Source organism: Bacillus paramobilis (assembly GCF_038096195.1).
In the GTDB taxonomy this organism is placed as follows: Bacteria; Bacillota; Bacilli; order Bacillales; family Bacillaceae_G; genus Bacillus_A; species Bacillus_A mobilis.
In genome coordinates, this window is the sequence record NZ_CP151108.1 from 2,951,448 (window position 1) to 2,977,901 (window position 26,454).

A 26,454-nucleotide genomic window follows, 5' to 3' on the forward strand; every position below is an offset into this window, starting at 1 on the left:
TATAACTAGTAGTAATAATATAATAAAATGATAGTTCCATTTCAAAATACTAAATCGGTGACGTTCTAATTTAAAAATGAGGTGATTTATATTCAAGATAAGAATGAAGAAATGAAAAAAGAACTATTATCACTGGCTCTTGAAATTATTCTTCCATACAAACTTACAGGTCCTACTGGGCCTACAGGCATTACTGGACCCACAGGTATTACTGGGCCTACAGGCATTACTGGACCCACAGGTATTACTGGACCTACAGGCATTATTGGATCCACAGGTATTACTGGACCTACAGGCATTACTGGATCCACAGGTATTACTGGACCCACAGGCATTACTGGATCCACAGGTATTACTGGACCTACAGGCATTACTGGATCCACAGGTATTACTGGATCCACAGGTATTACTGGACCTACAGGCATTACTGGATCCACAGGTATTACTGGACCTACAGGCATTACTGGATCCACAGGTATTACTGGACCTACAGGCATTACTGGACCCATTATTACAACAAACTCTATGTTCGCTAATAATACATTAGGTGGTCCCATCTCAGTCATATTAGGTGGGACTAATATTCCACTTTCTAATAACCAAAGTCTCGGTAATTTTACAGTGAACGCTACAAATGATATATATACAATTCCTGTTACTGGAAGATATTATTTAACCTATCAAATTAATACAACAACTTCTCTACTTGCTGGTACAAGGCTACTATTAAACTCTTCGACTCCACTTCCCGGATCTATTTTTTCACCCGCGATATCAACTTCAAATTATAATAATAATTTAATAACCAATTTATTTGCCGGTAATACAATTTCCCTTCAACTATTCGGCGTATTATCCATAGTTAATTTAGTTGGAGGTGGTTCAACAGGTGCCTCTTTAACAATTATACGAATCGATTAATAAATGATTCATTCTTTTTTATAATAAACTTTCTTAGCTGCTAAAGTAGTAACTATTACGTCATTCCTAAAACTAATAATATTTCAATAATTTCACGACAGTGATTAAGCAAAAAAATAATTTGTACTATATTCATAGTAGTAACCATCTATACTAAATTTTCCGTATATACATTATCAATTTACACTTCTCCCTGCCAATGTTACATTGAATAAGAAGACAGTTTCCCAAATGCGAACCATCTCAAAACGTATTTGAGAAACATACTCCAATCCTATACGCGAGAGCAATACTATGTTGACACTCAAAAGAGTGTCTTTTTTTATGAATTAATAAAATAAAACCATCTCTTATAGATGGTTTATCAACACACATTTCTTTATATTCTTGATGCAATTGTAAGTTTATGCAGCTGGATAATAAATGGTCATACTTAACCGTGTTAGCGTACTTCCGGAATTATAATAAGAGTGCGGTCTATCCGCCTTAAAGCGAATTGCATCTCCGCTATTTAATGTATATTGACAATCATTTATTTCAATTATCAATTCCCCTTCAAACACCGTTATAAATTCTTCAGTCCCTTCTTTATGGCCTTCCGAACTTAATTTTCCTTCTGTTTCAATTTCAACCGTATAGATTTCAAAGTTCCTATCATCTTGAAAAGGAAAAGAAGGATACACTTTATATCTCCCATTGTCTTCTGATAATACTTGAACGTCTTTTCGTAAAACAACTTTCGTATCTGGTTGCGGATCATTGATTAAAGAAGTAAAAGACACTTTCAAACCATTAGCAATTTTCCATATCGTTGTTAATGTTGGACTTGACTCTCCTCGTTCAATTTGTCCAATCATCGTTTTACTCACACCTGTTAATTGCGAGACCTTTTCCAAACTCATTTTCTCTTTCTCTCGTATTGTTTTTAAATTTTTCGCCAAAATAAGTTGAATTTCTTCCATAATAAACACTCCTACACTATATACAATATAACGACCGTTATGTATAATAAAAAGCACACGTTATATTGTTCTTTTCGGTCATTATAACACACGATAAATCATTAGGGGGTTTTGAAATGCCTATATTTTCTTTTTTGTTATTTGTTTTTATAAGTAGCTTCACACCCGGTCCTAACAATTTTTTAGCTATGACATACGCTAATCAACATGGTTTAAAAAGGAGTATGCAATTTTGCTTCGGAGTAGCTTTCGGGTTTTTCATCCTCACTTCTTTATGTAGTTTCTTTAATATTGTACTAATTAATATCCTACCCATAATCGAATTTCCTTTAAAAATTTTAGGTGTAGCATATATGCTATATTTAGCTTTAAAAATACTCACTAGTAAAACTAGTACAGATCCCAATGAAAAACATAATAAAAACTTATTTACAGTGGGGATTTTTCTTCAGTTTGTTAACCCTAAAGGGATACTATTCGGCCTGACTGTAGTGTCAACTTTTATTCTCCCTTACTATAATTCATATTCAAGTTTTCTACTCTTCTCATTATTTCTAGGTGTAGTCGGGTTAATGAGTACATTTAGTTGGAGCTTATTTGGTTCCATGTTCCAAAAACTTTTATTAAAACATACTAAATCTTTTAACATCATTATGGCCGTTTTATTAGTTTTCAGTGCTATTTCAATTGTAATCAATTAAATTCGAATTCTACATTTCTTTTCTTTTCTTTTCTTTTTAAAAGTATATTTTAAAAATTTTGCTAAGATGCCCAATTAATATCCCACTTACATGCAATACTTATCAATTTTCAAGGTAGAAGTCTCCTATATCTAATCCTATTTATACAAGATAAAATTATAAAAAGAGGATTACTCATAATAAGTAATCCTCTTTTTATGTCCTATCATTTTTTAAACATTCTGTTCTACTAAACTAGAGCCTTTACTTAACTTCATACCACCAACCTTTGCGATCAAGCCAGCCTTTCATACCATTTAATTGATCATCTGATGTTGGATCAGAAATAAAATATGTTAATCCATCAGGCTGTAAAATAAATTTAGCTGTCATTTTAACTGAATTTAAAGCTTGCATAGCTTCAGGAACTTCATATGGTGAGAAAGCGCCGGATTGGATAATATTTTGTTTAGATGGCGGAGTTGTCCCACCAGATTGCCCAGTTAATGCATACACAATTGAATTAGCAATCTTATCTGGATTCCATTTTGCCATATCTGCTTCATTATCAATGAATCCAAGTTCAATTAAGATTGCAGGTGCTTTCGTTTTCGATAACACATAAAGGTCTTTTCGTTCCTTTGCACCACGATTTGACCAGCCAATATCTTTTGAAAGTTGCGCTGCTATCTTTGCTGATAAAGCTTGTTGGTCATAATACAGTACTTCAACACCATTAGCATTCGTATCATATGAGTTTAAATGAAATGAAACTACTAAGTCTACATCATGTGAGTTTGTTTTAGATACAATGTTATTTAAATTTTGCGCTTGTGTTGTCCCTACTTCATCAGTATCATCATAAACTGTATGCCCTAATGCTCTTAATTTAGCAACAACTGCATCCTTAACTTGGCGATCCATAATATGTTCTTTCCGATTCCCATAATTTGCACCCTGTACAATACTATTGTGACCTCCATGTAAACTATATATAGCCATTGTTCAACATCCCCTTTTTTATTAATATATTCAAAGCTCGTCTTATTGTCCGGCCAAATATCCAGTAAAGCTCCAGCAAACAATAATAAGGGCACTAATCTATTTTTAAATTTTTAACTCTAGATTATCTATTCTCTAAAACAAAGGACTCATAAATAAAAACCACAACTAATATTTTTTAGTTGCGGTTTTTACGCATTTAAACTATTTATTTTGAAATCTTTTTATTATAATACATAAAAATACGTTATAATATAAGCTACTGTTCTTTAGGAGGGGTTTAATGGCTGATAAATATAAATTTTTGATTCTCTTTGTTACAGCATTTGTTTCTTTCTTTTCCTTAATAAAAGATTTCCGTAACATTTCAAAAAGTTTCTTTTGGGGGAGCTTTGCAATCCTAACAAGCTTTATATTATTATTAACTCACGCTTTAGAATTAACTCCGATACTTCTCTATTCAGCTCAGATGGCTCTTGAGATTATTACAATACCACGTAAATTATTTCTTCCACCTGTCACTGAAGTTGCTAGTTTTTGCTAACAATTCATGTATCTTAAAAAATCCAACTCTATATTTTTAATTATCTTTACAGATTTAATATAGTGCGGTTTCTCCTTTCTAGAGAAACCGCACTATATTAAATTTACATTAGGCAATGCATATTACTGGTTAAACGGTATCCTAACTGGCGGGTTCCTTATATCCTTAATTATCAACATAAAAGATATTATCACGAAAAACTACACAACTTCTGACTCGAATTAAGGAGCCTCCTATGCTTCCTTTTTCTATGTAAAATAAAAAAGCAGCTATTAGGCTACTTAAAGTTTGTCTTATCACCAAATAAAATGATATATATATTCTCCCGTTTTACTTTCATCAACTCCTGCAACCCTAGCAAATCTCATCATGTCAGCACCCTGAAGGAAATACATCGTTAGCATAACTGGCACCCGTGACCACATAAATCGATAAAGCTCATCTACTCTTTTCCTAGTCTTAACAATTAAATCATTCGCAGGTCCATTAATCCATGCAGTTGTCCTAACTGAAGTAAACGGAAGATCTATCCCATTAACAACTATTCTGCCATACTTTGTGTTATATCCACATCGATCCCCTCATTCCAAGAATCAAATCTGTTTCCCATATTTACATAAGTATTCTTAGCTATAAGAAATGTTTAAAGAGAATTTCTTTTTATTTTTATGGACTTCCACAAAATCACCTCAAAAGAACCTTATTTTATAAAATCCAAAAAGAAAACTAATTTATGCAGGGAAATTAATATTTCATACATCGCGGGTTTTCAGCAACTAATCACAATTACTTCTTGCATAATTTGAACCTGGTTAATTACCTGCACTTTTTATTTAATACATGCTCAAACAACTTAAGTTTTATATTTCAATTTGTTTAAAACGTATCTCATAATTCTTATCGTCACCTTTCATTTTAGGAAAAAGAACAACACATCCAGCTTGATCCTGTTCTTCTTGATTCTTCATCCGGATGCACAATGCTTTGTAGTTTTTCAGCTCTTTCATCACAAGTCTTCGTATCTCTCCTTCTCATCGATGTCTTCGAAAAATGACAATTGATTGATTCATACGATACGATTCCCCTCCGTTCGATCTACTCTGCTGAACTTTTACTTCATTTCCTTTTTACATTATTCAAGAAAATCGATGTCTTCTTAAGTCTGCACTCTCGTAGAAAGTAATTCCATTACATCGTCTTCTGTGTTATAAACACGAATTGTTCTTTCCTTGAACTCCATCCCTAACATCCCATCATCACCTAAAAGCTTTACGTTACCTTCCATTCTTTTAACCTAGCTTTCTTTTCAAAGGATTATTTTGTTAAAAAATGTTCTACAAACATTACTTCATGGATTATTTTCACTGCCGCCTATTGTAAGTCGATCTTTTATACAATTGAAGCTATCCTCCAATACTACAATGGGCAATTTAGTTTGAATTCTATATATTGTTTTTAATATGTCATCATAATCTCGCTCTCTATCAATAAATTACCATCAAAATTCCTGGTATTCACTTGGCATAAATAACAAATTTTTCTAAATATATTGAAAAATTGTATTTTCTATACTATCATTTACTTTTAAGGAAAATACAGGAAAAGGTGGGATATTCATGTTTAATCTAAAACGTTTTAACTTCAACAAATTTGTAGCATCTCTATTAGTGGTAATTTTATTTACCATACTACCCTTAGAAGCTCCAACAAAAGCGGCCACAATAACCGAAGCACCACAAGAACAACTCCAACAAATCGCTAACAATATTACCGAAGAACAATTTAATAATAGTTTAGAAGCTATACGTAATGGCCTTTACTCTGAAAATGATGTATACAAATTTGATAGAGAAAAAGCAGGAACTACACTTACTCCAGAACAACTTAATAATTTAGAAACATTTTTTTCACAACAACCACAAAATGTTATGAAGGACATTTACGAAGGAGCAAACAATCCTGATGAACCTGTATCACTTAATACTTTAACTGATACAGTTGCTCCAGATGGCGTTCAACATGTCGTACCAATTGTACTTGCATTTACTTTTAAAGGATTAGTTGCAGCTGCCTCTGCTGTTGCTGCTTTTGTAGGAGCTACTATCGCTGCATTAATAGTAGCTGACCTATATAAACTCGCAGTAGCTGGTTACTGCCAGAAATACAAAAAGTATAGTCAGATTAAAAGAGTTTGCAACACTTTAGGTTTTAAATAATACTAAAAAGGGAGGTAACATATGAAAGACCCTGTATTGGTATTGGTAGTCATACTTATAGTCGCTTTAGTCATAACCACGTTGAGTCTGACTGTAGTTTTTTCATATTTTAAAAAGAAATAGAGTCCCAAATGGAGCTCTATTTCTTTTTTATTCCCCCCAATTACTATTAAAATAGCGTTTTTGTTTCAAATGAGAATCTTATTAATTTGAACGTATTTACCAGTGTTTTTACCAAAAAATTCATGATATCGTTAATTAGTTGACGATTACCCTTAGGAACCCCGCAGACAATCGGGGTTTCTTTTACTTAAATGAGAGTTTTATTAAAAACTTACATATATATATTTTTCGTTATATAATTAAAGTATCGATATATTAGGAGTGTTAATTATGTCAGGAACGATAATAATTTTGTTATACATTTGTTTCGGATTAAGTGCAGTTTTCAGCTTAATAAAAGAATTGAAAAAGCCACAGAAAAACCAGTTCTTGATTTTAGTTGATTCTCTAATTTTGCTAGGAGCCTTAATCCTATTAGGTAGTATCTTCATCTAAATTACATAACTAGAACTCCAGTTGGGAGTGGAGCAGTTAGCGAAAGCTAACTACTTTTTATAAATTAACTATTTTGTTTAAATTCACCTTAATTCACATCATTTTTTCTTAACATTCGAATTAATAACTATATAATTTAATTAAGCTATTTACATGAGAGGTGATTATTATAAACTGGAAACAAAAATACAATCCAAAATATCTCTTTTACCGCATGTATAGTTATATTTATAAAGCCCTTGATGATATATCATGGTCCTTAAAATAATTTAGATTGTTATGAGTACACATATTTTGTGTACTCTTTTCACATTTCTATAAAATAACGCTGCCATTTCAAAGTTATATTGTTTTAAATTATCTATTCTATTTCTCTTTTCTTGTTCATATGCCGAGTTGTTTATTCATAAATTAAAAATAATTGACATAACTGAATGGAGGCTAACTATGTCTTTTTCAAATATTATTAAATACGGACGCGTTCCCCTCTTTAATTCTAACTTCCCTTTGATTTTATTTTGGAGTCAAAAAAGTGGCTGTACCTCTCTTGCACATTGGTTTTTTTATCAAATAAATTTATTTAAAGAAGCCATAAAATACGATTCTTTCATCCATAATTATGAAAATGAAATATACAAAAATTCCTCGGACTACTTTATTGAACTAGCTGCGGCTTTATATACCAACGGAAAAGATTCCTATAAATTAGTGAGAAACCCCTATACAAGAGCTGTAAGTTCATTCTTCTCACTAATTGCCCCCCCTCACATAGTAAACCAAGCATGGAATCCTATTCGGAATTTTTATTATGGTAATGAATTTTGTAATAAGCCTATTTCATTTAAAATCTTTCTCTACTACTTAAAAGAGCAAATGATAGATTTAGAACAAGTAGATCCACATTTAATGCAGCAATATGAACCAGGTGAGGAAGAGTTTGTTACAAAGTATATCTACCTTGAAAATTTCTCTACTGAAATTGCGCACTTAGAACAAACATATCAATTAAAAACTTCTCCTTTACACATACTAACCAAATCATGGCATCATCAAAAGGACAGGGCGATTTTTAGAGGTGATTTTGCAGATGCTGATATTACCGATCCTTTATTCCCACGCCTCCCAACATACGATAGTTTTTATGATCATGAAACTATCCAATTAGCACAAGATATTTTTAATAAAGATTTTAGCACGTACAATTACCCATTAACTCCTTTAAAAAACAAGTGATTTTCTAATTGTAGTTTCATATATTATAGAGAAACTTAAATTCACCTATTTAAGTTTCCTCATAAAACTCTCGTAGTAAGTTGAGGCACTGGAAACAGTGTCTTTTTTTGATAAAATTCAAATTGTATTATTTATAAAATTATTATTATATATAAATATAAAGTTAAATAATCATTAAGGTTGTCTTCATTCTCTCTATTTATTCCACTGCCGTTGTATAATCAAAGTTCAATTATTTCACTATTAAATACAAAAAATTCGATTTCTAAACGATTAGTCTCAATTGTTGAAAAAACAATTGAAGCATTATAATAACAGAAAATTATAACACCCACTGATAAAGCAATACTTGGTCAAGCGTATTACGGACTGTGATTTAGTTGTTAGCATCAAAAAGCTACATGAGGTTGCCGCAGGGAATTTCATGATATTTTTAAGGCTTATTTAATAAAATCTGAATTTAAAAAATTCGATTTCATAGTTTACGTCATAATCACGCAACACTTTTGGAATAATTTTCAAATCAAAAAATTACAAGTGAACGATTGAATCATAAAGGTGTTTTCATAACCTTACGCATGTTTTACCTTGGATGCAAGAATACGCAGTTCAAAAATTTAGTGAACAACTATTTGGATAATAATGTTTACAAATATAAAAATGCGGTTTCTCCTTCCTGGAGAAACCGCACCATATTAAAGTTTTTATTAGATTTTGAACTGACTCGTATACAGATCAAAGTAAAACCCTCTATCTTCCATAAGAGATTCGTGATTCCCTCTTTCAAAAATACTTCCATCTTTTATAACAAGGATTTGATCTGCTTTTTCAATCGTTTTCAGTCGATGAGCGATTACAAAACTTGTTCGACCTTTCATTAAATGATTTAGTCCTTCTTGAATTTGTAATTCTGTTCTCGTATCAATATTAGATGTTGCTTCATCAAGAATTAGTATATCTGCATCTGCTAAAATTGCTCGTGCAATCGCAAGAAGTTGTTTTTGCCCTTGACTTAAATTCGATCCTTCTGAAGCAATTTTTGTTTCATATTGATTCGGTAAATGCCTTATAAAAGAATGTGCAGATGCTGCCTTAGCTGCACTGATTACCTCTTCATCACTTGCATCTAGTCGACCATAACGGATATTTTCCATAATCGTCCCAGCAAATAAATACGTATCTTGTAAAACTACTCCTATTTTACTTCGCAACGAATTCATTTCATAATCTTTTATACTTTTTCCATCGATATGAATTTTCCCTTGCTGTATATCGTAAAAACGAGTTAACAAATTAATAATTGTTGTTTTGCCCGATCCAGTGGGACCAACTAAAGCAATTGTCTCCCCTGGCTGCGCCTTAAGACTCACTTCTTTTAAAATCGTTTTATTTCCCTCATAACCAAATGAAACATTCTCAAGTGCAACATGCCCTTGTAAATTTTGTACAACGAACGCATCTTTTTTATTTTGAATTTCCGGTACTTCATCCATAATTTCAAAGACACGCTCTCCACCAGCAACTGCCGCTTGAATCGTGTTCATTAAAGTTGCGAATTGACTGAGTGGTCTTGAGAATTGACGGGAATAATTAATAAAAGCCGCAATGACACCTACTGTTGTCATTCCATTTAAAACCATAATTGATCCAGTCCCAATTACAAGTCCCATACCTAAGTTATTAATAAAGTTCATACTCGGAAAAATAAAAGCTGAAAATGTATCCGCCTTCGTAGCTGAAATTCTTAGCTGTTCATTAATTTTATCGAAATTTTGTACGGTTTCCTTTTCTTTCCCGTATAACGTTGTAACATCCGCTCCGGTTATAGCTTCCTCAATATAACCATTTAATTCTCCTAAATCTTTTTGGCGCTTTGCAAAGTTTTTACCACTATAAGCAACTAGTTTTTTTGTAACGAAAAACATAATAGGTACTGTAACTAAAGTAACAATCGCTAATATCCAATCTAATGCGAACATCGCAATCGTTACACCTATAAAGGTTAATGCTGATGAAATAATTTGTACAACACTTTGTGTCAACGCTTGATTCAAATTATCTATATCATTTGTCACACGACTCATTAAATCCCCTTGCGAACGTACATCAAAGAACCGTAAAGAAAGCGTTTGGATTTTCTCAAAAATATCTTGTCGTATTTTTTGTATCGTTTTTAATGCAACATTAACCATGACAAATGTTTGTAACCAAGTTAACAATACTGTTACACCGTAAATCGCGATAAGTAACAAACACATTCTTGCCGTACCGCTTAAATCTTTCGGTACAATATATTGATCTATAATTACTCCCATTAAATACGGACCTAACAGCCCAAGTAACGTCGTAACAAATACTAAAAATATAACGAACGTAAGAGCAGCCTTTTGGTACCCCATATAGTTCCATACTCTCATTACAGTTCCTTTCGTATTTTTAGCTTTACCCACCTTAGACGCGTTACGCCCACCTTTATTAGCAAATTGTCCTTGAAAATTACGCATGTTCTTTCCCACCTTCTTTATTTAAATTACCACCTTGGGAAAGATAAATTTCTTGATATACCTCACATTGTTCTAACAGTTCTTTATGTGTACCATCACCAACTAATTCACCGTTATCTAAAACGAGAATTTTATCAGCATCTATTATAGATGAGATTTTAGAGGCGATTAATAATGTTGTTGTTCCTTTATATTCTGTTCTTAATGCCGATTGAATGTTAGATTCTGATTTCGCATCAACTGCTGATGTAGAATCATCTAATATCAGAATGGATGGCTTTCTCACAAGCGCCCTTGCAATTGAAACACGTTGTTTTTGTCCACCTGATAAATTCGTCGCACCTTGTGTTAAATGATATTGATATGAATCTTCCAACTTGCTTATAAACTCAGTCGCACAAGCTGATGAAGCCGCTACTTCCAGTTCGTCATTCGTTGCATCTTCTTTACCATAACGTAAGTTCTCTTCTATGCTACCCGAAAACAACAATGCCTTTTGAGGTACAAACCCAATTGAAGCACGAAGTTTTTGTAAATCGTATGCTCTAACATTGATTCCATCAATGCATATTTCACCTTGATCAACATCGTATAAACGCGGTAATAGTTTTGCTAAAGTAGTTTTACCACTTCCTGTAGAACCAATAATTCCTACTTTTTCACCTTTACATATGTTAAATGAAATATCTTTTAAAACATATTCATTATTTTTCGTGTAACTATAACTAACGTTTTTAAAGTCAATTTGCCCCTCGATTTGCTTAGGTGCAACCGCATTTGTTTCGGTCGTAATTTCAACCTCAGTATTTAAAACTTGCTGTACACGATCCGCAGATGGAAATGCTCGCGCGATTTGCATAAATACCATACTTATAGACATAAGTGACATTAAAATAATATTCAAATAGTTTATAAACGCTAATATAGCTCCTACTTGAAGAGTTCCATCAAATACTTTTTCTCCACCAATCCATAGTGTTGCGACAATCCCGCCGCTTACAACTAACATAATGATTGGCATCATTATGGAAATTAGCTGCACCGCTCGAATATTTATCTTCGTTAAATTTGTATTAACATTTCCAAACTGAGTAATTTCATATTTTTGTCTTACATACGCTTTAATAACACGTACTCCAGATAAATTTTCTTGTAGCTTTGTATTCACTTTATCTAATGCTTCTTGCACTTTTTTGAACGTCCCGCTCGCTTTACTTGCAATGAATATAATCGCAAGTAATAAAATTGGAACAACTACAAGTAATATAGGAAATAACTCGCGTGCTGTTACAAAAACAATTATTATACTTCCGATAAATAACAAAGGACCACGAACAAGAACACGTAATGTCATCGTCATCGCCGCTTGAATAGAAGTAATATCATTTGTCACAATCGTTAATAACTTTCCAGTTCCGAACGAATCACGATTTTCGCTAGAAAATGTTTCTATTTTCGCAAACACATCTTTTCGTATGTCAGTAGCGAAATTAACAGATGCTTTTGTAGAATACATCATACACCCAAGTCCTCCAACTAAACCGAGTGCTGCTGCTCCTATCATAAGAAGCCCCATCTTTATTACATAATTCAAATCCCGATTTGCTATCCCAACATCAATAATATGTTGCATAATAGTCGGTTGAATTAAGTCCATCGCAACCTCAAGTACCATAAATAGCGGTCCAATTATAGCGAAGAACATGTATGGTTTTAAATACTGTAATAACTTACGAAATGATTTCATACATAATCTCCTTTTCCCATGAAATTACCACTGAATAATTCATATCCCTCCTTATTTAAGTGATATAGTTTGTAATTTCTTTCTTATTCCTATTATATTATGTAAATTAATATTTAACATTATTAAATGATACGCATTAATGACTTTTCGGTCAATAAATGTGCTTTATATTACACAATTAGAAAAACCGTATTCTTAAATTGAAAGAATACGGTTTTTATCTATATGAGTTAAACTACAAAATTTATTCTCAAATTCATTTTTTCAGGTAAACTTCAAATATATAAACCTATTTAAATAGTATTTATACTTATATACTCCCCCTCAAAAATATCTATATAAACATTTAAAACTCCGTTAACACTGGGAATTTTAATCCTTTAAATTCTAACTCTTTATTACTTCGAACCATTAAACACTTACTTGACTGTAATTCTGTAAATTGTACATCCTCAATCCCTAATTGATCTGGTGAGAAGTAAAATTCGATTTCTGTAAATCTTTCAGCGATTTCCCCGCATATTTCATCTAAAACTGGAATTACTGGTGCAAACACTCCATATAATTTCAACTTTTTATTATCTACTTCATACACAATTAGAGCATCTAGTTTCTCTGAATAATACAATTTCTCATTCCATTCCGAATCATACATATTCAAATAAAACGAAGGATGGAAGTTTAATGTTGAAAAATTATTTGAAAGTCTTTGGCTACTATCAATAGTTTCATGTATTAACTTTCTATCCTCTTCCATATAATAATCTAACTTTCTAAGTAAGGAATCATTATTATTCTTTTTATCATATAGAATAGTCATCAAATATTCCTGCACGACTTTAAATCCAAATGATTCATATAGTTCAGGTTTTTCTGTAAACAATAATGTACATTCACATTTCTTATCGATTTCTTCTATCATTTTATTCATTAATTGTGTCATGAATCCTTGTCTACGAAAATTAGGGTGAGTCATTACCGATTGAATTCCCGCTGCATTTATTCTTTCACCATTTACTAGCAATGGTAGCGAAAATGCCGCAACATTTGCAACCGCTTTGTCGTCATGTAAAAATGATAAAGCTTTGTATGTATTATCCCAATAACCTCTCTCTGAAAAATCATTCAATGTTTGAATTGAAATCCCAAACACTTCTTCAAATAAAGGAAATAACTGCTCTCTTTTCGGTTCTTCTAAAAGAAGTTTTTCAAAATTTTCAACATTCCCCATGTAGTCCCTCCATACGTTAATTCCATCAAATTAGATTTAGTTATATAACCTGCTCTTAATGTAATAGGTCTTACCAATCAATATACTAACATAAAACATAAAAAAATAGTCTAATTAATTTTATGTTTCGACTATTTGAAAATAAGTCGAATAAAACAATATTAAGATTTTTGAATATTAATAAGTTTATTATATAAAAATAGTGCTTTCTAAGTCGTTTTTACTAATAGAAATGCACCATTTATAAAAAATATTTTTTTATTATTTTTTTCCTTCTAGTCTCTCCTGCGTGTTAATTTCTTCTCCCCTCATTCGCTTTTCAAACGTTAGTCTCCAACTTGTAGAAAGTGCATGAACATCTAAAACCCTTTTTAATCCTTCTATATTTTGTTTTTCCTTATGCATGATACGATTAGCAAATGCTACTGTAACACCTTTCGGATCAGACTTTATTAACTTTAATGTATCAACAGGTGATACCCATCCTTCTTCTAATACCCGAAAATAAAACCCTGTATATCCTGTTTCTTGAAAATATAATGGTAACTTTGGAATATTGTATTTCTTAGCTAATTTAAAACATGGTTGCCTTGGCTGCGTTACTTGTACAATTGCTTCTCCAATTTGAAATGTATCACCAATACAAACATCCTCTTCACGCATATCACTAATTGTTATATTTTCTCCGAATGCTCCATATACAAGATCTTGATTCAACTCTTTTTCCCAATATCCATAATGTTCTCCCGAATATACGCACACCGCTTTATCTACTCCGCCATGATGCACTAAATCCGCCTGGCCATCCCCATTAAATTTTACAAAGGATAAAAACACCGCTTCCTTTACTTGTTTTTTATTTATGCCTGTATGAATTACCTTTCCGCCGTATGTAATCTCTTTTGGTAACCCTATATTTAAAGATAATAATTGATATTCATTTTTCATTCTATTTCCTCCTTTAAAGGTGTCACATGAATTTCTCTCTCGATTTATTTTCACAACTATCTCTGTTATATAAAGTTGATTATAAAACCCGAAAAATCATTGTTCAATCCAATTATTTATATAATAATGATAGGTATAACCTATCATTAAACTTGAGGTGATCCCCATCGAATTACGACAACTTGAATATTTTTTAGCTGTTACAAAAGAATTACATTTCACAAAAGCAGCTGAGAAATTAAATATTTCACAGCCTTCTCTAAGTCAGCAAATACGTGCATTAGAACATGAAGTTGGAATGCCACTTTTCGATCGCATTGGTAAAAAAATATCTTTAACTAACGCCGGAAGGATTTTATTATTACATAGTAAAACCATTTTTCATGAAGTCGAACAAGCTCGTTCTGCTATTCAAGATTTAAACGGGTTACAGCAAGGTTCCTTAACAATAGGATCATTGTTAACCGTCGTAAATTATTTACTACCACCCGCTATTTTAAATTTCAATCAATTATATCCCAATATAGAACTCTCTGTATTAGGGCTTCGTACAGGAGATATTCGCGAAAAATTATTACAAAATGAACTTGATATTGGCATTACATTTCTCCCGATGCAAGATAAAGAGATTATTTCTATCCCTCTATATAAAAGTGAACTTACATTAGTCGTACCAACCGGTCATCAATTAGCTGAACGTAATCATGTATCTATTGCTGAATTACAGAACTACCCTTTAATTCTATTACCTAAAAATTTCTTTTTAACCGAACTAATTACATCTCATTGTCACAAATTCAATTTTATACCAAAACCAATTTTAGAAATTAGTACGATGGAATCTTTAATCCAAATGGTTTCAAAAGGAATGGGAATTACAGTGTTACCAAAACCGTATATAGACTTTTTACAAAATAAAAACATTCAAGCTATTAAAATAGAAAATCCTACTCCAACAATAGAAATTGGGCTTATTTATAGAAAAGATAAATATATGTGTGCTGCAACCCGAGAATTTATTGAACAACTAAAAAGAACAGTACGTTCTTTACAAAGCTAAACGAACAAAAGAGATTATCCTATAAAATCGCTTCACAACGACCTAGTAGAATAATCTCTTTTCAAAATAAAACATCATATTAAGATTCATATAGATTTCAATGTACCTTTTTAGATATTGGAATATATTTCGTGAAATATGCTCCAACTAGCAATAATACGATTGAAATGAACCAAATAAAAATCCCTCCAAAGTTAAACCAATATGCAAACAAATTCAAGATTGCTAGTGTAAAGAAACAAATTGAAGTTAACGCACTCTTCAATCCTTTTATCCCTGCTTTTTTTCTTTTTTCATAAGTAATATACATTGAAACGGCAACAAATAAGATAAGAACAATCGGTAATATAATTTTTAGCAATGGCATTCCCTCCCGTATATACACCTTACTATTACCATTTTATCTCATTTATTCTTTTGGAATCAATTCATTATGCTCTTCTCTCCAAAAGTCAGCATACGTTTTATTTTTAAATTTCACATTCACCTCAGAAAAAGATAAACTTTCTCCAACTTTCAATGAGTACCAGTCGTTGAAAAGTGGAGATCCAAAACAAATATTCATTGTATGATTATGTAAATCAAATAAGACAGAATGCAAAGTTCCAAACCACTCTTCATAATTATGTACTGTCAGCCCAGTAGGATATTCTTTTTCTACTAATCCTTTTAAAGATTCCATACTCACTTGTTCATTTCGATTTAAATGATCATACAATGTGTGATATCTGTTTGTAGATTGTTCTAATCTCCTACTATTTAATTTTTGAATAGGTAAACTAATCGCATGGTTTGTTGATACGATAAAATCTTGGTTTTCCTCATTGATTGTGGTTATGGATTTATACCCGTCAAATATTTCAATTCTTGCTGCGTCTAAAGGATCCGCTACAATTAGATTAATATTACTTGCAATTGGCATTTCAACTATAAGTGATTTCGCCTCCTGCACATTTTTACATTTCTCTAATATTACTCGAATTACCGTAAAACATTGTAAACCACTTAACACTGGCTTTCTTAAACCTGCAATATTTCCTACCGGTTGACCACATGCTGAAAATGTAACGGATAACCCATGCTCATTAACACCCTCTGTTCGGCCAAAATAAAAAGTAGAAAAGCCACTATGAGCATATGCACCTTCAACATGCGTTGAGCAAAAACGCATATCATCTATTTTGGGCGACAAATCATAATTTCTTAATACATATGTGTGTTTTGAATCTGTCTTTTTAGGTAATAGGACACAATGACTACATCCAGCCTTTAATAAATTTTGATAATAATACATCATATGTTTAGAAGGAATTTTCAACACTTCACAAAAACCTTCAATTTCTTCATTAACTCCAGGACAATATTGATTTAATATATTTCTAGATTCTGCCCAAAAGTTTTCTGATACTAAATGATTTAATTGTATAAATTGTGGGATGAGATACGAATGATTTTTCACAAACTCTCCTTGTTGCTTTCCGATATCATAATGACTTCCTTTTAATGATGAAAAATACCCCTTTACTTCATACATCACATTTCCCCCTCACATTGAATATATCCATATCATACCAAATGAAATTTAATCATTCTTGATGTTTTTTACTGTCATTCAAATCAAATGTGGCTGGGATAAAATAAAAACTAGGAAACTGTAATCATTAACAGTTTCCTAGTTTTCTTAATACTAAATGATTCCCTCTTCCACCAACGTTTCTGCAATTTGAACTGAGTTCCAAGCGGCCCCTTTTAATAAATTATCGGAAACGATCCAAAGATGGAAACCTTTTGGTGTATCAGGGTCTTTTCTAATTCTCCCGACAAATGTATCTATTTTACCTTCTGCATATAATGGCATTGGATACAACTGTTCACTAGGATTATCTTGTAATATAACACCTGATGCATCCAGCAGTACTGCTCTTATTTCTGCAACAGTTGCTTCTTTTTCAAGTTCAATATAAACCGATTCTGAATGCCCTGAAACAACTGGAACACGCACACAAGTAGCTGCCATTTTTAAATTGGGATCTTCCAAAATTTTCTTCGTTTCTTGAATCATTTTTACTTCTTCAAATGTGAAATCATTATCTGTGAATATATCTACTTGTGGCAGTACATTAAACGCAATTGGATAATGGTTTTTATCTTTCTTCACAGGTAATATAGTACCCTTAACCTCTTCACCTGCAAGCATTGACTTAGCCTGTTCTTTTAATTCTTGAATCGCATGAATTCCTGATCCTGATACAGCTTGATACGTTGAAACGATAATTCGTTCTAAACCAAATGATTTTCGTATTGGCTGAAGAGCTGTTACCATCTGTAATGCTGAACAATTCGGAACTGCAATGATACCGTTATGCTCCTTTAAAGTGTGCGCATTTACTTCTGGAACAACGAGCGGTACATCGTGAGCCATTCGGTATTCACTCGTGTTGTCAATTACGATTGCACCACTAGACACTGCATGATTAACAAATCGTTTTGAAACTTCTCCTCCAGCGCTAAAAAAGGCAATATCTACACCTTCAAAACTAGTTGTTTTTGCCTCTTGTATCATTATCTCTCGTCCTTGAAACTGCACTACCTTACCAGCGGATCGTTTTGACGAAAGCAATGTAACTTCAACTATATTAAAATTAGTTTCTTTCTCTAACAGTTCAATAATTTTCTGTCCAACTGCACCTGTAGCACCCACAACAGCTACATGATAGCCCTTTTCAATCATCTTTTCTCCTCCAATATCACTTAAATGAATATTTTTACAATTTTATTTTATAAAGAATTTAACCATTTGGAAAATTGAAATACGTGATATAATCATTCACAAATCATGATAATAAAAGAGGAATCACTTATGGAAATGAGACATGTTAAAACTTTTTGTGCCATCGTTAAATATGGTAGTTTTTCTAAAGCTGCTCATGCATTAGGTTATGCGCAATCTACTGTAACAGCGCATATGAAAGCATTAGAAAACGATTTACACCTCCCTCTTTTTGATCGATTAGGGAAAAAAGTACTTCTTACAAAAGCAGGTCATCAATTTCATCCTTATTCTCTAGAATTACTAGCTATTTATGAAAAAGCGCAAGAAATCCCTCAAAATGGTGATGATTTAGAGGGAACATTAAGTATTACATCTAACGAATCATTAGCAGTGTACCGATTACCAAAATTATTACGTATGTACAAACAGGAGAATCCGAAAGTAAATATCGTACTGGAAACAACTACAAACGAACAAGCAATGAATAAGCTACGTGAAGGAGAATCAGATGTAATTTTTATAATTGGAGAAAGTATGGAACATAATGATTTTATTACGCGTACTTTTTGTAATGAATCATTTGGCTGGATTTTACCTCCCCAATACTCTACACACTCTAATCCATTTTGTTTATTAAAGGATACCCAGTTTATCTTTACAGAGCAATGCTGTGGCTATAGACCAATGGTAGATCGTTTTTTATGTCAAAGCGGGAATATTCCAGCTAAAACATTTGAAACTTCCAACGTTGAAGTCATTAAACAATCTGTCATGTGTGAGTTAGGAATTTCAATTCTTCCTTACATCGTTGTACAAGAAAGTTGTCAAAAAGAGCAACTCTATTTTCAGCCTATCGAAACGCCAACAGTTATTCAAAGCCATGTAATCTATCATAAATCCAGATGGATTTCACCCGTTTTACAATCGTTTCTTTCCTTACTAGAGAAAAACTAAAAAGTGCACAAAAAAAGAGTAATTGCCTAAAAAGCAATTACTCTCCTCCAATATATTATCTTATTTAGTAGCCTGTCCCCCGCCTGCAATTAATTTACTACCTGAATATGTACCTTTTTGCATAAACACTTGATTAATTAATTCTTTTTGTTCCGCTTCTGACATTACTCCTTTTCCTTCGCCTAAATTCCCGCTTTGTAATTTCCAAATCTTATTGTGATCCGCATCCATCTTTTCATATTTCCCTTGTTTCCATCTCTCTAAAATGTCTGCATATGTATTTCCTTGTACTAAATCATTACTCTTTACAATATCAAGTAAACTTTCAATACGTTCTTGTGTGATAAAAATATAGCCCCATTTTTGATCAGCTTTCGTTTTTTGATGAGCCATTTCATGTAATGCTGTCTGTATGTTCTCATCTGTCCACTTGAAGTTTTTATTAAAGCCGCTATTTGGCAATGAATGATTTCCATTTTCTAAAAGTTTTGCATCTTCAGCTTTTACATTACTATCAGCCAGTACCTCTGCTGCTGGAGCGGCTGGTGATGCCTTTTTCGCAGCTGGTTTACTATTATTCAAAAAATACAGCATGCCATATGTTACACCTACTCCGATTACCGCCATACCAGCTATTATACTTATTATTTTAAATAATGTTTTCATCTTGCTTGTTTCCTCCCACATATCCCATTTCATATTTTCTATTTCCTGAACCACATATGTATTTCCTTATATTATATTTCTTTCTTTTATAAATTGAAAGATTATTCTGTAAAAATAACCCATCTATTTCAAATACAAATCCACCTCTAAGCATTTCGTTTTAACTTTATAAAAATATATGCTAGCCTACATATAAAGGAGATGAATAAATATGAGTTTATTGTATAGCGGTTTAACTTTTTTGAACTTTGACGATACATATTCATTACAAAATAAACTTCGTTCTTATTCACATGAAGATATTGATTTTAGTCATATAGAGCACTCAAACCTGTATTGCGAGACTTCTTCTTTAATGCGGATAAAACAGGAGTTATATCGTAGAAAGCAAAAAGGAATTACTTTTATCGGTTCTGGAAATTATCATTATGTATCTTATTTACTACTAAAAGAAATAGATGAGCCATTTAGCCTTATTTTATTTGATCATCACACTGACATGAACTTAAAAGAAGAAAATGAACAAACTCTTATTTCTTGCGGCTCATGGGTATCATTCGCTCTTGAAAATAACCCGAAATTAAAGAAAGTAATTATGATTGGGCCTTCTTCTTTAACAATACATTCTAATGATCATTCATGCGTAGAAGTGTTCCCGATAGATACGTCAAATGAAATATCTACTCATACAATACTTTCGCATATTCATACAAACACTATATATGTAAGCATTGATAAAGATGTTTTAGATTCAAAAGTAGCTATTACAAATTGGGATCAAGGACATATGAAACTCTCTACACTTTTAAAATATATTCATGTTCTTATTAGAGATAAAAATGTCTATGGTATTGATATTTGTGGTGAACTACCGGTTTATCCTTCTCAGCTCTTTCTAGTTACATATACAAATGCCATTAAGAAAAATGAAGAAGCAAACTTACAAATTTTAAAATCAATTTATAATACATAAAAAATAACGAGCACCTTATAAAGCACTCGTTGTTTTTATGCACGTTGTTCTTTTAACCACTTCGTAATCGCATCTAACCTCGAAATATCAAAACGGCTCTCTTCAGACACATTTAAATCGTTTAAACTTTTCACAATTGCTAATTCATTCGATTTTACACTTTTCGCATCAATCATTTTGCAATACCCGTCTGTAACAGCATTTAAATTTTCATAATAACGTTGAAACGATTTTGATATTTGTAAATGTTTTTCAAAGTTTCTTCTTCTTTTTGTCTCGTCAGATTCTTTCCGTTTTCTAAGTTCTTCATCATTCGTATATAAATAAAAATATTGATCAGGAAAACCAATTTCCCTATGTATCAGCTTTTCTTTATAAAAGTTTTCTATTAAAGATAACGGCTGATTAAATACATCAAAATGGAAACACCAATTATAACTAAGTGGCTGATAAATATCACCATCAAGTATTACTAATTCATATTGCTCTGACATCTGCACTGCTATTTTCCAGCGTTCTACTTGCTTTTCAAGATACCATGTTCTATGTTCGTTTTTTGGTCTTTCAAATAATACATTCACTTCAGGTATAATGTATGCACCATAATTTTTTTCTAACTCACGACAAGTGCTGCTCTTACCAACAGCACTCGCTCCCTCAAATGCTATAATCCCCATTGTTTCTCCCACTTTCATTAACTTAGATCTCTTTGTTTTACTTTTCCCCCCCATAACTGTCTCCATAAAACAATTGAAGCGATAGACAGCATGATTGTTGTTATGATACTCCCCTCAATTCCGAACGAGCCTCCATGGAGGAATTCCGATCCGTTTGTTACAGGTTTAAAGAGTGGCATAGAATACATCGTCATTCCACTTACTGCAAAGCCATAAATATTAAACTGTGCCCAATTCCACAACGAATGCCACGCGCATATCCCCCAAAGACTACTGTCCTTCAAAACATAAAAAGCTGCAAATACACCAACTAATATTATATTCGAAATTGAAAGAATTGTAATACCTGGATTTAGTAAATGAAGAAAACCAAATAAAAAAGAAGTTACAACAATTCCGATCCATATACGGCTTCTAATAGAAAGCACTGGAAATAACCAACCTCGAACAACGATTTCTTCTGTTGCACCTTGTATTAAAAAAGCAACTAAAGATCCCACAATTCCAAGTATAGCGGTTGGCGTGATTTGTTGCATTTGTAGTTGTACATTTCCTGTTAATAAAAGTAGCATGACTGGTATTGAAATGAAAACAAAACCTATTAATGCACCTCTCAAATATTTTCTTATCCATTGATTTCTCCAAAAGCCAATAGATGCAATTGATCTTTTTTCTGCGAATCTAATCCATAAAAAAACAAAAAATATAGCACCGCCAAATGACAATATCATCTCAATATTGCTATAAATCGCCTTCATTAAAAGTGTTTCTGCTTTCGGTAAAAACAACATAAATAACATGAACAATTCACCTAAAGTTAAAAATACAATTGCAAGTATAACAGCAAATATTGGATGAACTTTTTTTCTTCCTTCTTTGGCTGATTCAATTATTTTAAATTGCAATATTCTCGCCTCCTTAACAAATACATCAGCACTATTCTTATACTATATATCGTTTTCCTAACACAAATTTCCAATAAAAACATTCAATGTTTAGCATAAACCCAAATTTGGAATAATATATAAATAAAAGAGATGACTTTGTGCGTTTTACTATTATCACCAAGATTATTCACTGGTATTACCAGCACTTGCTATTTCCCACCATTTGTTGTAAGATAGTAATTAAGGTCAATTTAACACTATATTTTCTTTGCATATTATCAAGTATCAATCAGGAACATTTTATACTCCTTATGGATTTTTGATAATATGTGAACTTTTATTTTTCATTCAAATAAGGCCGATCATATTGTAATCTTTTTAAATTTTAGGAGGCATTACCATGACATTAACAGGTAAAGTAAAATGGTTTAACAGCGAAAAAGGTTTCGGTTTCATCGAAGTTGAAGGCGGTAACGACGTATTCGTTCACTTCTCAGCTATCACTGGCGACGGCTTCAAATCTCTTGACGAAGGTCAAGAAGTTAGCTTCGAAGTTGAAGACGGTAACCGTGGACCTCAAGCTAAAAACGTTGTAAAGCTATAATTCAAACAATAAAAAGGTTGTTACCAGCTCGGTTAACAACCTTTTTAATATATAACTAAAATTTTTTACATAAAAGGAGTGGTTATATGTATCGCAATCGAAAGAACGATGTAGCAGAAGTACCACCAGAACAAACACCTGTTTGGGAATGTGAAGCAGAGGATTGTTTAGGATGGATGAGAAAGAACTTTTCATTTGAAGAAGAGCCTAAATGCCCTTTATGTAAAAGTAGCATGAAAAGCGGAGAACGTTTATTACCTAAATTAGGTTAATTTTTACTTAACCCCTCTTTTATAAGAGGGGTTTTTTATTATAAATTTATATTCTCTACATCCGTTCGAACTATAGAATACAATAGCGCATCATGTTGCTTATTTCCTTGATGAATGTATCCCCGTAATAACCCTTCCTTATGAAAGCCTATTTTAGATAACATTTTACAAGAAGTAACATTTTCAGGGTATGTAATAGCTCCAATTCTAAATAAACCTAAATCTTGAAATCCATAATGGATAATTTCTTGTGCCGCTTCTGACGCATACCCATTCCCCCAATAACGAGGATGTAAGTCATATCCAATTTCAGATCGTTTACTCCATAGTTGTAAATTATTTAATCCTATTGTACCTACTAAAGTATTTGTTTCTTTTAATAAAATCCCCCATCGTATTGCTTTTTTCTCGAAGTAATTTTTTGAAAAAGATTCAATCATACGTGAAGCTTGTCCAAACTCTGTAAAAGAATTCATACCGTAATAACATGTCACTTCATCCAATGAAAAAATTTCATATATTTTTTGACAATAAGATTGTTCTATTTCAACTAAACGTAAACGTTCTGTTTCTAATATAGGAAATGCCACAGGATCACTCCTTTCTTTCTACTTATTCATTATAGCAGAAAAAGTATTTATAATTAGGAAAGTCCTCAATGTCCCATTTATCAAATATTTCTAGAAAAGCTTATCCTCTTAATTCAATATGAACTAAGAGTAACCCTTCTTACTTTTGCATGAATAGAAAAAATAAAGAGATGATCAAAGTACTTTGATCATCTCTTTATTCTATATTTTTAAAATGAATTTTTTTCATTTCCATCATTCCGCTCGTAATAATATATCTAATAATTTCGATTACACACTCACTTTTCCCTTCTAAAATAACACCCTTCCCCATACATTTATGGTAAAATATAGTTAATATTATATTTTATTGTGGAGGTGTAACTGTTCTATGTATATATTCATCGGTTTGTCCCTCTTACTCATATTACTCATTTTTTTATTCGCAAAAAAGTTCGCCCCAAACTCATTTATGATGACTAGTTTTAAAGGCAATAGCTTTAAAACTTTTTCAATCGGCATTTTAATTGCAGCCACTCTTTCTCTTTCATATGGAATCTATCACGCAGCAACATATCAACCTAAACATTTAGATATCACACTACAAAATCAAAACTTTACTGTTTTCGGTAATGTTGGAGAGGTTGGATATTTCTCAGAAGAATTACTAAAAAAAGATAAAGAAGTTGAACTATATTTCGCCTCTTGGAAACCAATGCAATTGAATAGTCCAGAAATAATAGTAAACTATCCTTCGGGTAAACAAGAAACCTGGAAACCGAAGATTACATTAATTCCTGCCAATAAATTAAAAGAGCAACATAATATAAAAGAACTCTATCAACTCTCATCATATTCATTTAAAGAATCTGGGAACATAACCTTAACAATTACCGAGAATAATACAACAAATAAAAAGGTCTCAATTCAAGTTAAATAAATAAAATGTCCCTCCCGTATAACGGAGGGACATTTTATTTATTTATTTATTTATTTATTTATTTATTTATTTATACGTATTATTAATTGGACGGTTTATGTAATGTTGCCATTATTTCATTTGCAGTGTTCTTTCCATTTCCAATACACGCACCAATTCCGACACCATAATATGAAGCACCAGCTAAGTATACATTAGGATAAAGATCCGTCATTTTTTCTTGTAATGTTTGAACTGCTTGATTATGTTTTAAATGATATTTTGGCATTAAGTCTTTCCAATTTGTAACTTCAACTACTTCTGGTTCACCTTTAATTCCGAGACTCTTTTCAATATCATATAAAGCGACTCGTACTAATTCTTCTTCACTATAATTTTTAATCGTTTCATATACTGGATTGGTACTCTTATAAAACATTCTTACTAATAACTTTTGGTTTCCAGATGTATGTTTCCACTTTCGGCTTGTCCATGTACAAGCATCACAATGTAAATCACTATTCTCCGTTACGATAAATCCTGTGCCATCCGCTGGTAATTGTTCATCTAATATGTCAAATCCTAAGTAAATACTTATAAGAGATGAGTTTTTAAATGTATGGAACTGCTTGTTTAACTCATTAGACTGTAATAAAGTTTGTGCAATATCATGCGGAGTTGCTAAAACAACATAATCTGCTTGAATTGATTCATGATTTGCAAAGGAAATTTCATAGCGATCACCTTGTTTCCTTACAGCTGTCGTTATAGCGCCTTTCTTAACTACTGTCTCAGTCAGCACCTCTTCTAAACGATCGATAATCGTAGATAGCCCACCTTTAAATGATACGAACTTTTTGTTTCCTGCTGATTGAAACTGTTTTTTATTCTCTTCAAAACCTTTAATAATACTTCCATATTTATTTTTATAATCCAGTAAATACGGTAATGTCGATGCCATAGTAAGTTCATTCAATTTACCAGAATATACACCTGAAAGCACTGGGGCAATTTGTCTTTCCACTAATTCTTTCCCTAAAAAGCTTTCTAAAAATACAGCAAGTGAAGTATCTTTTGTAAACTCTTTATTTTTCGTTATGAAATCTTTTAAAGCAACAATTTTCCCTTTCGTTGATACTAGCCTACTGCTGAACAATGACTCGACACTCATCGGTATCCCAAATATAGTGTCAGAAGGAATTGGATGTAAAGTATTATCAGAATATATGTAAGAAATACCCGTTTCGTTATATACCATTTGTTCTTCTAAATTTAAATCTTTTACAAGTGGCATAACATGTTCATTACGAGCAACGATAGAATCTGCTCCTGATTCCATGATAAAATCTTTTTCTTCTACACTATGGATTTTACCGCCTAAATACTTTTCTTTTTCTACAAGGATTAAATTTAAATCAACATTATAATCCTTTTTTAATTTTTCTAAATAAAACATAGTAGAAAGTCCCGTTATACCTCCACCGATAACAACAACTGTTTTCATATGTGCTGCGCTCCTAACCGATACAATTAATAATTCCTTTATTATTATAC

27 protein-coding genes and 1 pseudogene are annotated in these 26,454 nt (G+C 32.1%); 11 read left to right on the forward strand and 17 right to left on the reverse strand.

All coding sequences use genetic code 11. From position 1 onward, the window contains the following. Window positions 1-81: 81 nt before the first annotated feature. Window positions 82-921, forward strand: a complete 840-nt coding sequence (locus AABL52_RS15190) for a BclA C-terminal domain-containing protein (protein ID WP_423250467.1) — start codon at window positions 82-84, stop codon at window positions 919-921. 404 nt (window positions 922-1,325) lie between these two features. On the opposite strand, the gene AABL52_RS15195 is transcribed toward AABL52_RS15190, so the two are convergent. Next, on the reverse strand, window positions 1,326-1,940 hold the full coding sequence (locus AABL52_RS15195; protein WP_341517840.1) for a helix-turn-helix domain-containing protein: 615 nt from the start codon (window positions 1,938-1,940) through the stop codon (window positions 1,326-1,328). Window positions 1,941-1,999: 59 nt separating this feature from the next. On the opposite strand from AABL52_RS15195, the gene AABL52_RS15200 reads away from it, so the two are divergent. Then, window positions 2,000-2,584, forward strand: a complete 585-nt coding sequence (locus AABL52_RS15200) for a LysE family transporter (protein WP_341517841.1) — start codon at window positions 2,000-2,002, stop codon at window positions 2,582-2,584. 243 nt (window positions 2,585-2,827) lie between these two features. On the opposite strand, the gene AABL52_RS15205 is transcribed toward AABL52_RS15200, so the two are convergent. Next, on the reverse strand, window positions 2,828-3,565 hold the full coding sequence (locus tag AABL52_RS15205) for an N-acetylmuramoyl-L-alanine amidase (RefSeq protein WP_097845092.1): 738 nt from the start codon (window positions 3,563-3,565) through the stop codon (window positions 2,828-2,830). Window positions 3,566-3,848: 283 nt separating this feature from the next. On the opposite strand from AABL52_RS15205, the gene AABL52_RS15210 reads away from it, so the two are divergent. Further along, on the forward strand, window positions 3,849-4,109 hold the full coding sequence (locus tag AABL52_RS15210; protein WP_061672984.1) for a hypothetical protein: 261 nt from the start codon (window positions 3,849-3,851) through the stop codon (window positions 4,107-4,109). Window positions 4,110-4,405: 296 nt separating this feature from the next. Here the strand turns inward: AABL52_RS15210 and AABL52_RS15215 are convergent. The 3 genes and pseudogenes from AABL52_RS15215 to AABL52_RS15225 all read right to left on the reverse strand — a co-directional run bounded on the left by AABL52_RS15215 (window position 4,406) and on the right by AABL52_RS15225 (window position 5,394). Continuing rightward, a pseudogene (locus AABL52_RS15215) lies at window positions 4,406-4,719 on the reverse strand (hypothetical protein). A gap of 250 nt (window positions 4,720-4,969) precedes the next feature. Next, window positions 4,970-5,119 (reverse strand): hypothetical protein, encoded by a 150-nt coding sequence (locus AABL52_RS15220; RefSeq protein ID WP_002071722.1) that lies wholly within the window; start codon window positions 5,117-5,119, stop codon window positions 4,970-4,972. A gap of 146 nt (window positions 5,120-5,265) precedes the next feature. Beyond that, complete coding sequence (locus AABL52_RS15225) at window positions 5,266-5,394, reverse strand: hypothetical protein (protein ID WP_341517842.1); 129 nt, start codon at window positions 5,392-5,394, stop codon at window positions 5,266-5,268. A gap of 331 nt (window positions 5,395-5,725) precedes the next feature. Here AABL52_RS15225 and AABL52_RS15230 point away from each other — a divergent pair, with 331 nt between their 5' ends. Both AABL52_RS15230 and AABL52_RS15235 read left to right on the forward strand, forming a co-directional pair. Next, window positions 5,726-6,325, forward strand: coding sequence for a hypothetical protein (locus AABL52_RS15230; protein ID WP_341517843.1), 600 nt, complete (start codon window positions 5,726-5,728; stop codon window positions 6,323-6,325). 1,005 nt (window positions 6,326-7,330) lie between these two features. After that, window positions 7,331-8,116, forward strand: coding sequence for a sulfotransferase family 2 domain-containing protein (locus AABL52_RS15235; RefSeq protein ID WP_341517844.1), 786 nt, complete (start codon window positions 7,331-7,333; stop codon window positions 8,114-8,116). A 707-nt stretch (window positions 8,117-8,823) separates the two neighbouring features. Here the strand turns inward: AABL52_RS15235 and AABL52_RS15240 are convergent. The 4 genes from AABL52_RS15240 to AABL52_RS15255 form a co-directional block, all read right to left on the reverse strand. Continuing rightward, window positions 8,824-10,620, reverse strand: coding sequence for an ABC transporter ATP-binding protein (locus AABL52_RS15240; RefSeq protein WP_341517845.1), 1,797 nt, complete (start codon window positions 10,618-10,620; stop codon window positions 8,824-8,826). Next, entirely contained in the window at window positions 10,613-12,367 is a 1,755-nt protein-coding gene (locus AABL52_RS15245; protein WP_341517846.1) for an ABC transporter ATP-binding protein, read from the reverse strand. Before AABL52_RS15245 ends, AABL52_RS15240 begins: the two co-directional genes overlap by 8 nt. A gap of 346 nt (window positions 12,368-12,713) precedes the next feature. Continuing rightward, entirely contained in the window at window positions 12,714-13,598 is an 885-nt protein-coding gene (locus AABL52_RS15250) for a GNAT family N-acetyltransferase (RefSeq protein WP_000528685.1), read from the reverse strand. A 261-nt stretch (window positions 13,599-13,859) separates the two neighbouring features. Further along, window positions 13,860-14,546, reverse strand: a complete 687-nt coding sequence (locus AABL52_RS15255) for an MOSC domain-containing protein (protein WP_341517847.1) — start codon at window positions 14,544-14,546, stop codon at window positions 13,860-13,862. A gap of 157 nt (window positions 14,547-14,703) precedes the next feature. On the opposite strand from AABL52_RS15255, the gene AABL52_RS15260 reads away from it, so the two are divergent. Beyond that, window positions 14,704-15,606, forward strand: a complete 903-nt coding sequence (locus AABL52_RS15260) for a LysR family transcriptional regulator (protein ID WP_098239437.1) — start codon at window positions 14,704-14,706, stop codon at window positions 15,604-15,606. A 97-nt stretch (window positions 15,607-15,703) separates the two neighbouring features. Here the strand turns inward: AABL52_RS15260 and AABL52_RS15265 are convergent, their stop codons facing one another. The 3 genes from AABL52_RS15265 to AABL52_RS15275 all read right to left on the reverse strand — a co-directional run bounded on the left by AABL52_RS15265 (window position 15,704) and on the right by AABL52_RS15275 (window position 18,337). After that, window positions 15,704-15,967 carry a hypothetical protein gene (locus tag AABL52_RS15265; RefSeq protein WP_000912562.1) on the reverse strand — a complete coding sequence of 88 codons (264 nt, stop codon included), beginning with the start codon at window positions 15,965-15,967 and terminating at the stop codon, window positions 15,704-15,706. Window positions 15,968-16,015: 48 nt separating this feature from the next. Beyond that, window positions 16,016-17,140 (reverse strand): C45 family autoproteolytic acyltransferase/hydolase, encoded by a 1,125-nt coding sequence (locus AABL52_RS15270; RefSeq protein WP_000273362.1) that lies wholly within the window; start codon window positions 17,138-17,140, stop codon window positions 16,016-16,018. A gap of 153 nt (window positions 17,141-17,293) precedes the next feature. Beyond that, window positions 17,294-18,337 carry an aspartate-semialdehyde dehydrogenase gene (locus AABL52_RS15275; RefSeq protein ID WP_341517848.1) on the reverse strand — a complete coding sequence of 348 codons (1,044 nt, stop codon included), beginning with the start codon at window positions 18,335-18,337 and terminating at the stop codon, window positions 17,294-17,296. A gap of 105 nt (window positions 18,338-18,442) precedes the next feature. Between AABL52_RS15275 and AABL52_RS15280 the strand changes: the two genes are divergently transcribed. Then, window positions 18,443-19,333 carry a LysR family transcriptional regulator gene (locus AABL52_RS15280; protein WP_002071708.1) on the forward strand — a complete coding sequence of 297 codons (891 nt, stop codon included), beginning with the start codon at window positions 18,443-18,445 and terminating at the stop codon, window positions 19,331-19,333. A 60-nt stretch (window positions 19,334-19,393) separates the two neighbouring features. Here the strand turns inward: AABL52_RS15280 and AABL52_RS15285 are convergent, their stop codons facing one another. Continuing rightward, complete coding sequence (locus tag AABL52_RS15285; RefSeq protein WP_341519729.1) at window positions 19,394-20,020, reverse strand: PRK06770 family protein; 627 nt, start codon at window positions 20,018-20,020, stop codon at window positions 19,394-19,396. A gap of 190 nt (window positions 20,021-20,210) precedes the next feature. Here AABL52_RS15285 and AABL52_RS15290 point away from each other — a divergent pair, with 190 nt between their 5' ends. Beyond that, window positions 20,211-20,972, forward strand: a complete 762-nt coding sequence (locus AABL52_RS15290; RefSeq protein ID WP_341517849.1) for an arginase family protein — start codon at window positions 20,211-20,213, stop codon at window positions 20,970-20,972. Window positions 20,973-21,007: 35 nt separating this feature from the next. Here AABL52_RS15290 and AABL52_RS15295 read toward each other — a convergent pair whose 3' ends face one another. Both AABL52_RS15295 and AABL52_RS15300 read right to left on the reverse strand, forming a co-directional pair. Continuing rightward, window positions 21,008-21,649 (reverse strand): AAA family ATPase, encoded by a 642-nt coding sequence (locus tag AABL52_RS15295; protein ID WP_033656340.1) that lies wholly within the window; start codon window positions 21,647-21,649, stop codon window positions 21,008-21,010. 17 nt (window positions 21,650-21,666) lie between these two features. Further along, entirely contained in the window at window positions 21,667-22,554 is an 888-nt protein-coding gene (locus tag AABL52_RS15300) for a CPBP family intramembrane glutamic endopeptidase (protein ID WP_341517850.1), read from the reverse strand. 382 nt (window positions 22,555-22,936) lie between these two features. On the opposite strand from AABL52_RS15300, the gene cspD reads away from it, so the two are divergent. Together cspD and AABL52_RS15310 are read left to right on the forward strand one after the other, a co-directional pair. Further along, on the forward strand, window positions 22,937-23,140 hold the full coding sequence (cspD, locus tag AABL52_RS15305; RefSeq protein ID WP_000176368.1) for a cold-shock protein CspD: 204 nt from the start codon (window positions 22,937-22,939) through the stop codon (window positions 23,138-23,140). Window positions 23,141-23,226: 86 nt separating this feature from the next. Further along, the gene (locus tag AABL52_RS15310; protein ID WP_000286198.1) at window positions 23,227-23,412 is read left to right on the forward strand and encodes a cold-shock protein; all 186 of its coding nucleotides are present in this window, start codon (window positions 23,227-23,229) and stop codon (window positions 23,410-23,412) included. 38 nt (window positions 23,413-23,450) lie between these two features. Here the strand turns inward: AABL52_RS15310 and AABL52_RS15315 are convergent, their stop codons facing one another. After that, on the reverse strand, window positions 23,451-24,002 hold the full coding sequence (locus tag AABL52_RS15315) for a GNAT family N-acetyltransferase (RefSeq protein WP_000885373.1): 552 nt from the start codon (window positions 24,000-24,002) through the stop codon (window positions 23,451-23,453). A gap of 370 nt (window positions 24,003-24,372) precedes the next feature. On the opposite strand from AABL52_RS15315, the gene AABL52_RS15320 reads away from it, so the two are divergent. Next, window positions 24,373-24,921, forward strand: a complete 549-nt coding sequence (locus AABL52_RS15320) for a hypothetical protein (protein ID WP_144563563.1) — start codon at window positions 24,373-24,375, stop codon at window positions 24,919-24,921. A gap of 82 nt (window positions 24,922-25,003) precedes the next feature. Here the strand turns inward: AABL52_RS15320 and AABL52_RS15325 are convergent, their stop codons facing one another. After that, window positions 25,004-26,404 carry a protoporphyrinogen oxidase gene (locus AABL52_RS15325; RefSeq protein WP_341517851.1) on the reverse strand — a complete coding sequence of 467 codons (1,401 nt, stop codon included), beginning with the start codon at window positions 26,402-26,404 and terminating at the stop codon, window positions 25,004-25,006. Window positions 26,405-26,454: the final 50 nt, after the last annotated feature.

Coding starts and splice junctions, on each gene's coding strand:
- AABL52_RS15200 (WP_341517841.1), top strand. CDS start 2,000: ATGCCTATATTTTCTTTTTTGTTATTTGTTTTTATAAGTAGCTTCACA.
- AABL52_RS15205 (WP_097845092.1), bottom strand. CDS start 3,565: ATGGCTATATATAGTTTACATGGAGGTCACAATAGTATTGTACAGGGT.
- AABL52_RS15210 (WP_061672984.1), top strand. CDS start 3,849: ATGGCTGATAAATATAAATTTTTGATTCTCTTTGTTACAGCATTTGTT.
- AABL52_RS15225 (WP_341517842.1), bottom strand. CDS start 5,394: ATGGAAGGTAACGTAAAGCTTTTAGGTGATGATGGGATGTTAGGGATG.
- AABL52_RS15230 (WP_341517843.1), top strand. CDS start 5,726: ATGTTTAATCTAAAACGTTTTAACTTCAACAAATTTGTAGCATCTCTA.
- AABL52_RS15235 (WP_341517844.1), top strand. CDS start 7,331: ATGTCTTTTTCAAATATTATTAAATACGGACGCGTTCCCCTCTTTAAT.
- AABL52_RS15240 (WP_341517845.1), bottom strand. CDS start 10,620: ATGCGTAATTTTCAAGGACAATTTGCTAATAAAGGTGGGCGTAACGCG.
- AABL52_RS15245 (WP_341517846.1), bottom strand. CDS start 12,367: ATGAAATCATTTCGTAAGTTATTACAGTATTTAAAACCATACATGTTC.
- AABL52_RS15250 (WP_000528685.1), bottom strand. CDS start 13,598: ATGGGGAATGTTGAAAATTTTGAAAAACTTCTTTTAGAAGAACCGAAA.
- AABL52_RS15255 (WP_341517847.1), bottom strand. CDS start 14,546: ATGAAAAATGAATATCAATTATTATCTTTAAATATAGGGTTACCAAAA.
- AABL52_RS15270 (WP_000273362.1), bottom strand. CDS start 17,140: ATGTATGAAGTAAAGGGGTATTTTTCATCATTAAAAGGAAGTCATTAT.
- AABL52_RS15275 (WP_341517848.1), bottom strand. CDS start 18,337: ATGATTGAAAAGGGCTATCATGTAGCTGTTGTGGGTGCTACAGGTGCA.
- AABL52_RS15280 (WP_002071708.1), top strand. CDS start 18,443: ATGATAATAAAAGAGGAATCACTTATGGAAATGAGACATGTTAAAACT.
- AABL52_RS15285 (WP_341519729.1), bottom strand. CDS start 20,020: ATGTGGGAGGAAACAAGCAAGATGAAAACATTATTTAAAATAATAAGT.
- AABL52_RS15290 (WP_341517849.1), top strand. CDS start 20,211: ATGAGTTTATTGTATAGCGGTTTAACTTTTTTGAACTTTGACGATACA.
- AABL52_RS15295 (WP_033656340.1), bottom strand. CDS start 21,649: ATGGGGATTATAGCATTTGAGGGAGCGAGTGCTGTTGGTAAGAGCAGC.
- cspD (WP_000176368.1), top strand. CDS start 22,937: ATGACATTAACAGGTAAAGTAAAATGGTTTAACAGCGAAAAAGGTTTC.
- AABL52_RS15310 (WP_000286198.1), top strand. CDS start 23,227: ATGTATCGCAATCGAAAGAACGATGTAGCAGAAGTACCACCAGAACAA.
- AABL52_RS15320 (WP_144563563.1), top strand. CDS start 24,373: ATGTATATATTCATCGGTTTGTCCCTCTTACTCATATTACTCATTTTT.
- AABL52_RS15325 (WP_341517851.1), bottom strand. CDS start 26,404: ATGAAAACAGTTGTTGTTATCGGTGGAGGTATAACGGGACTTTCTACT.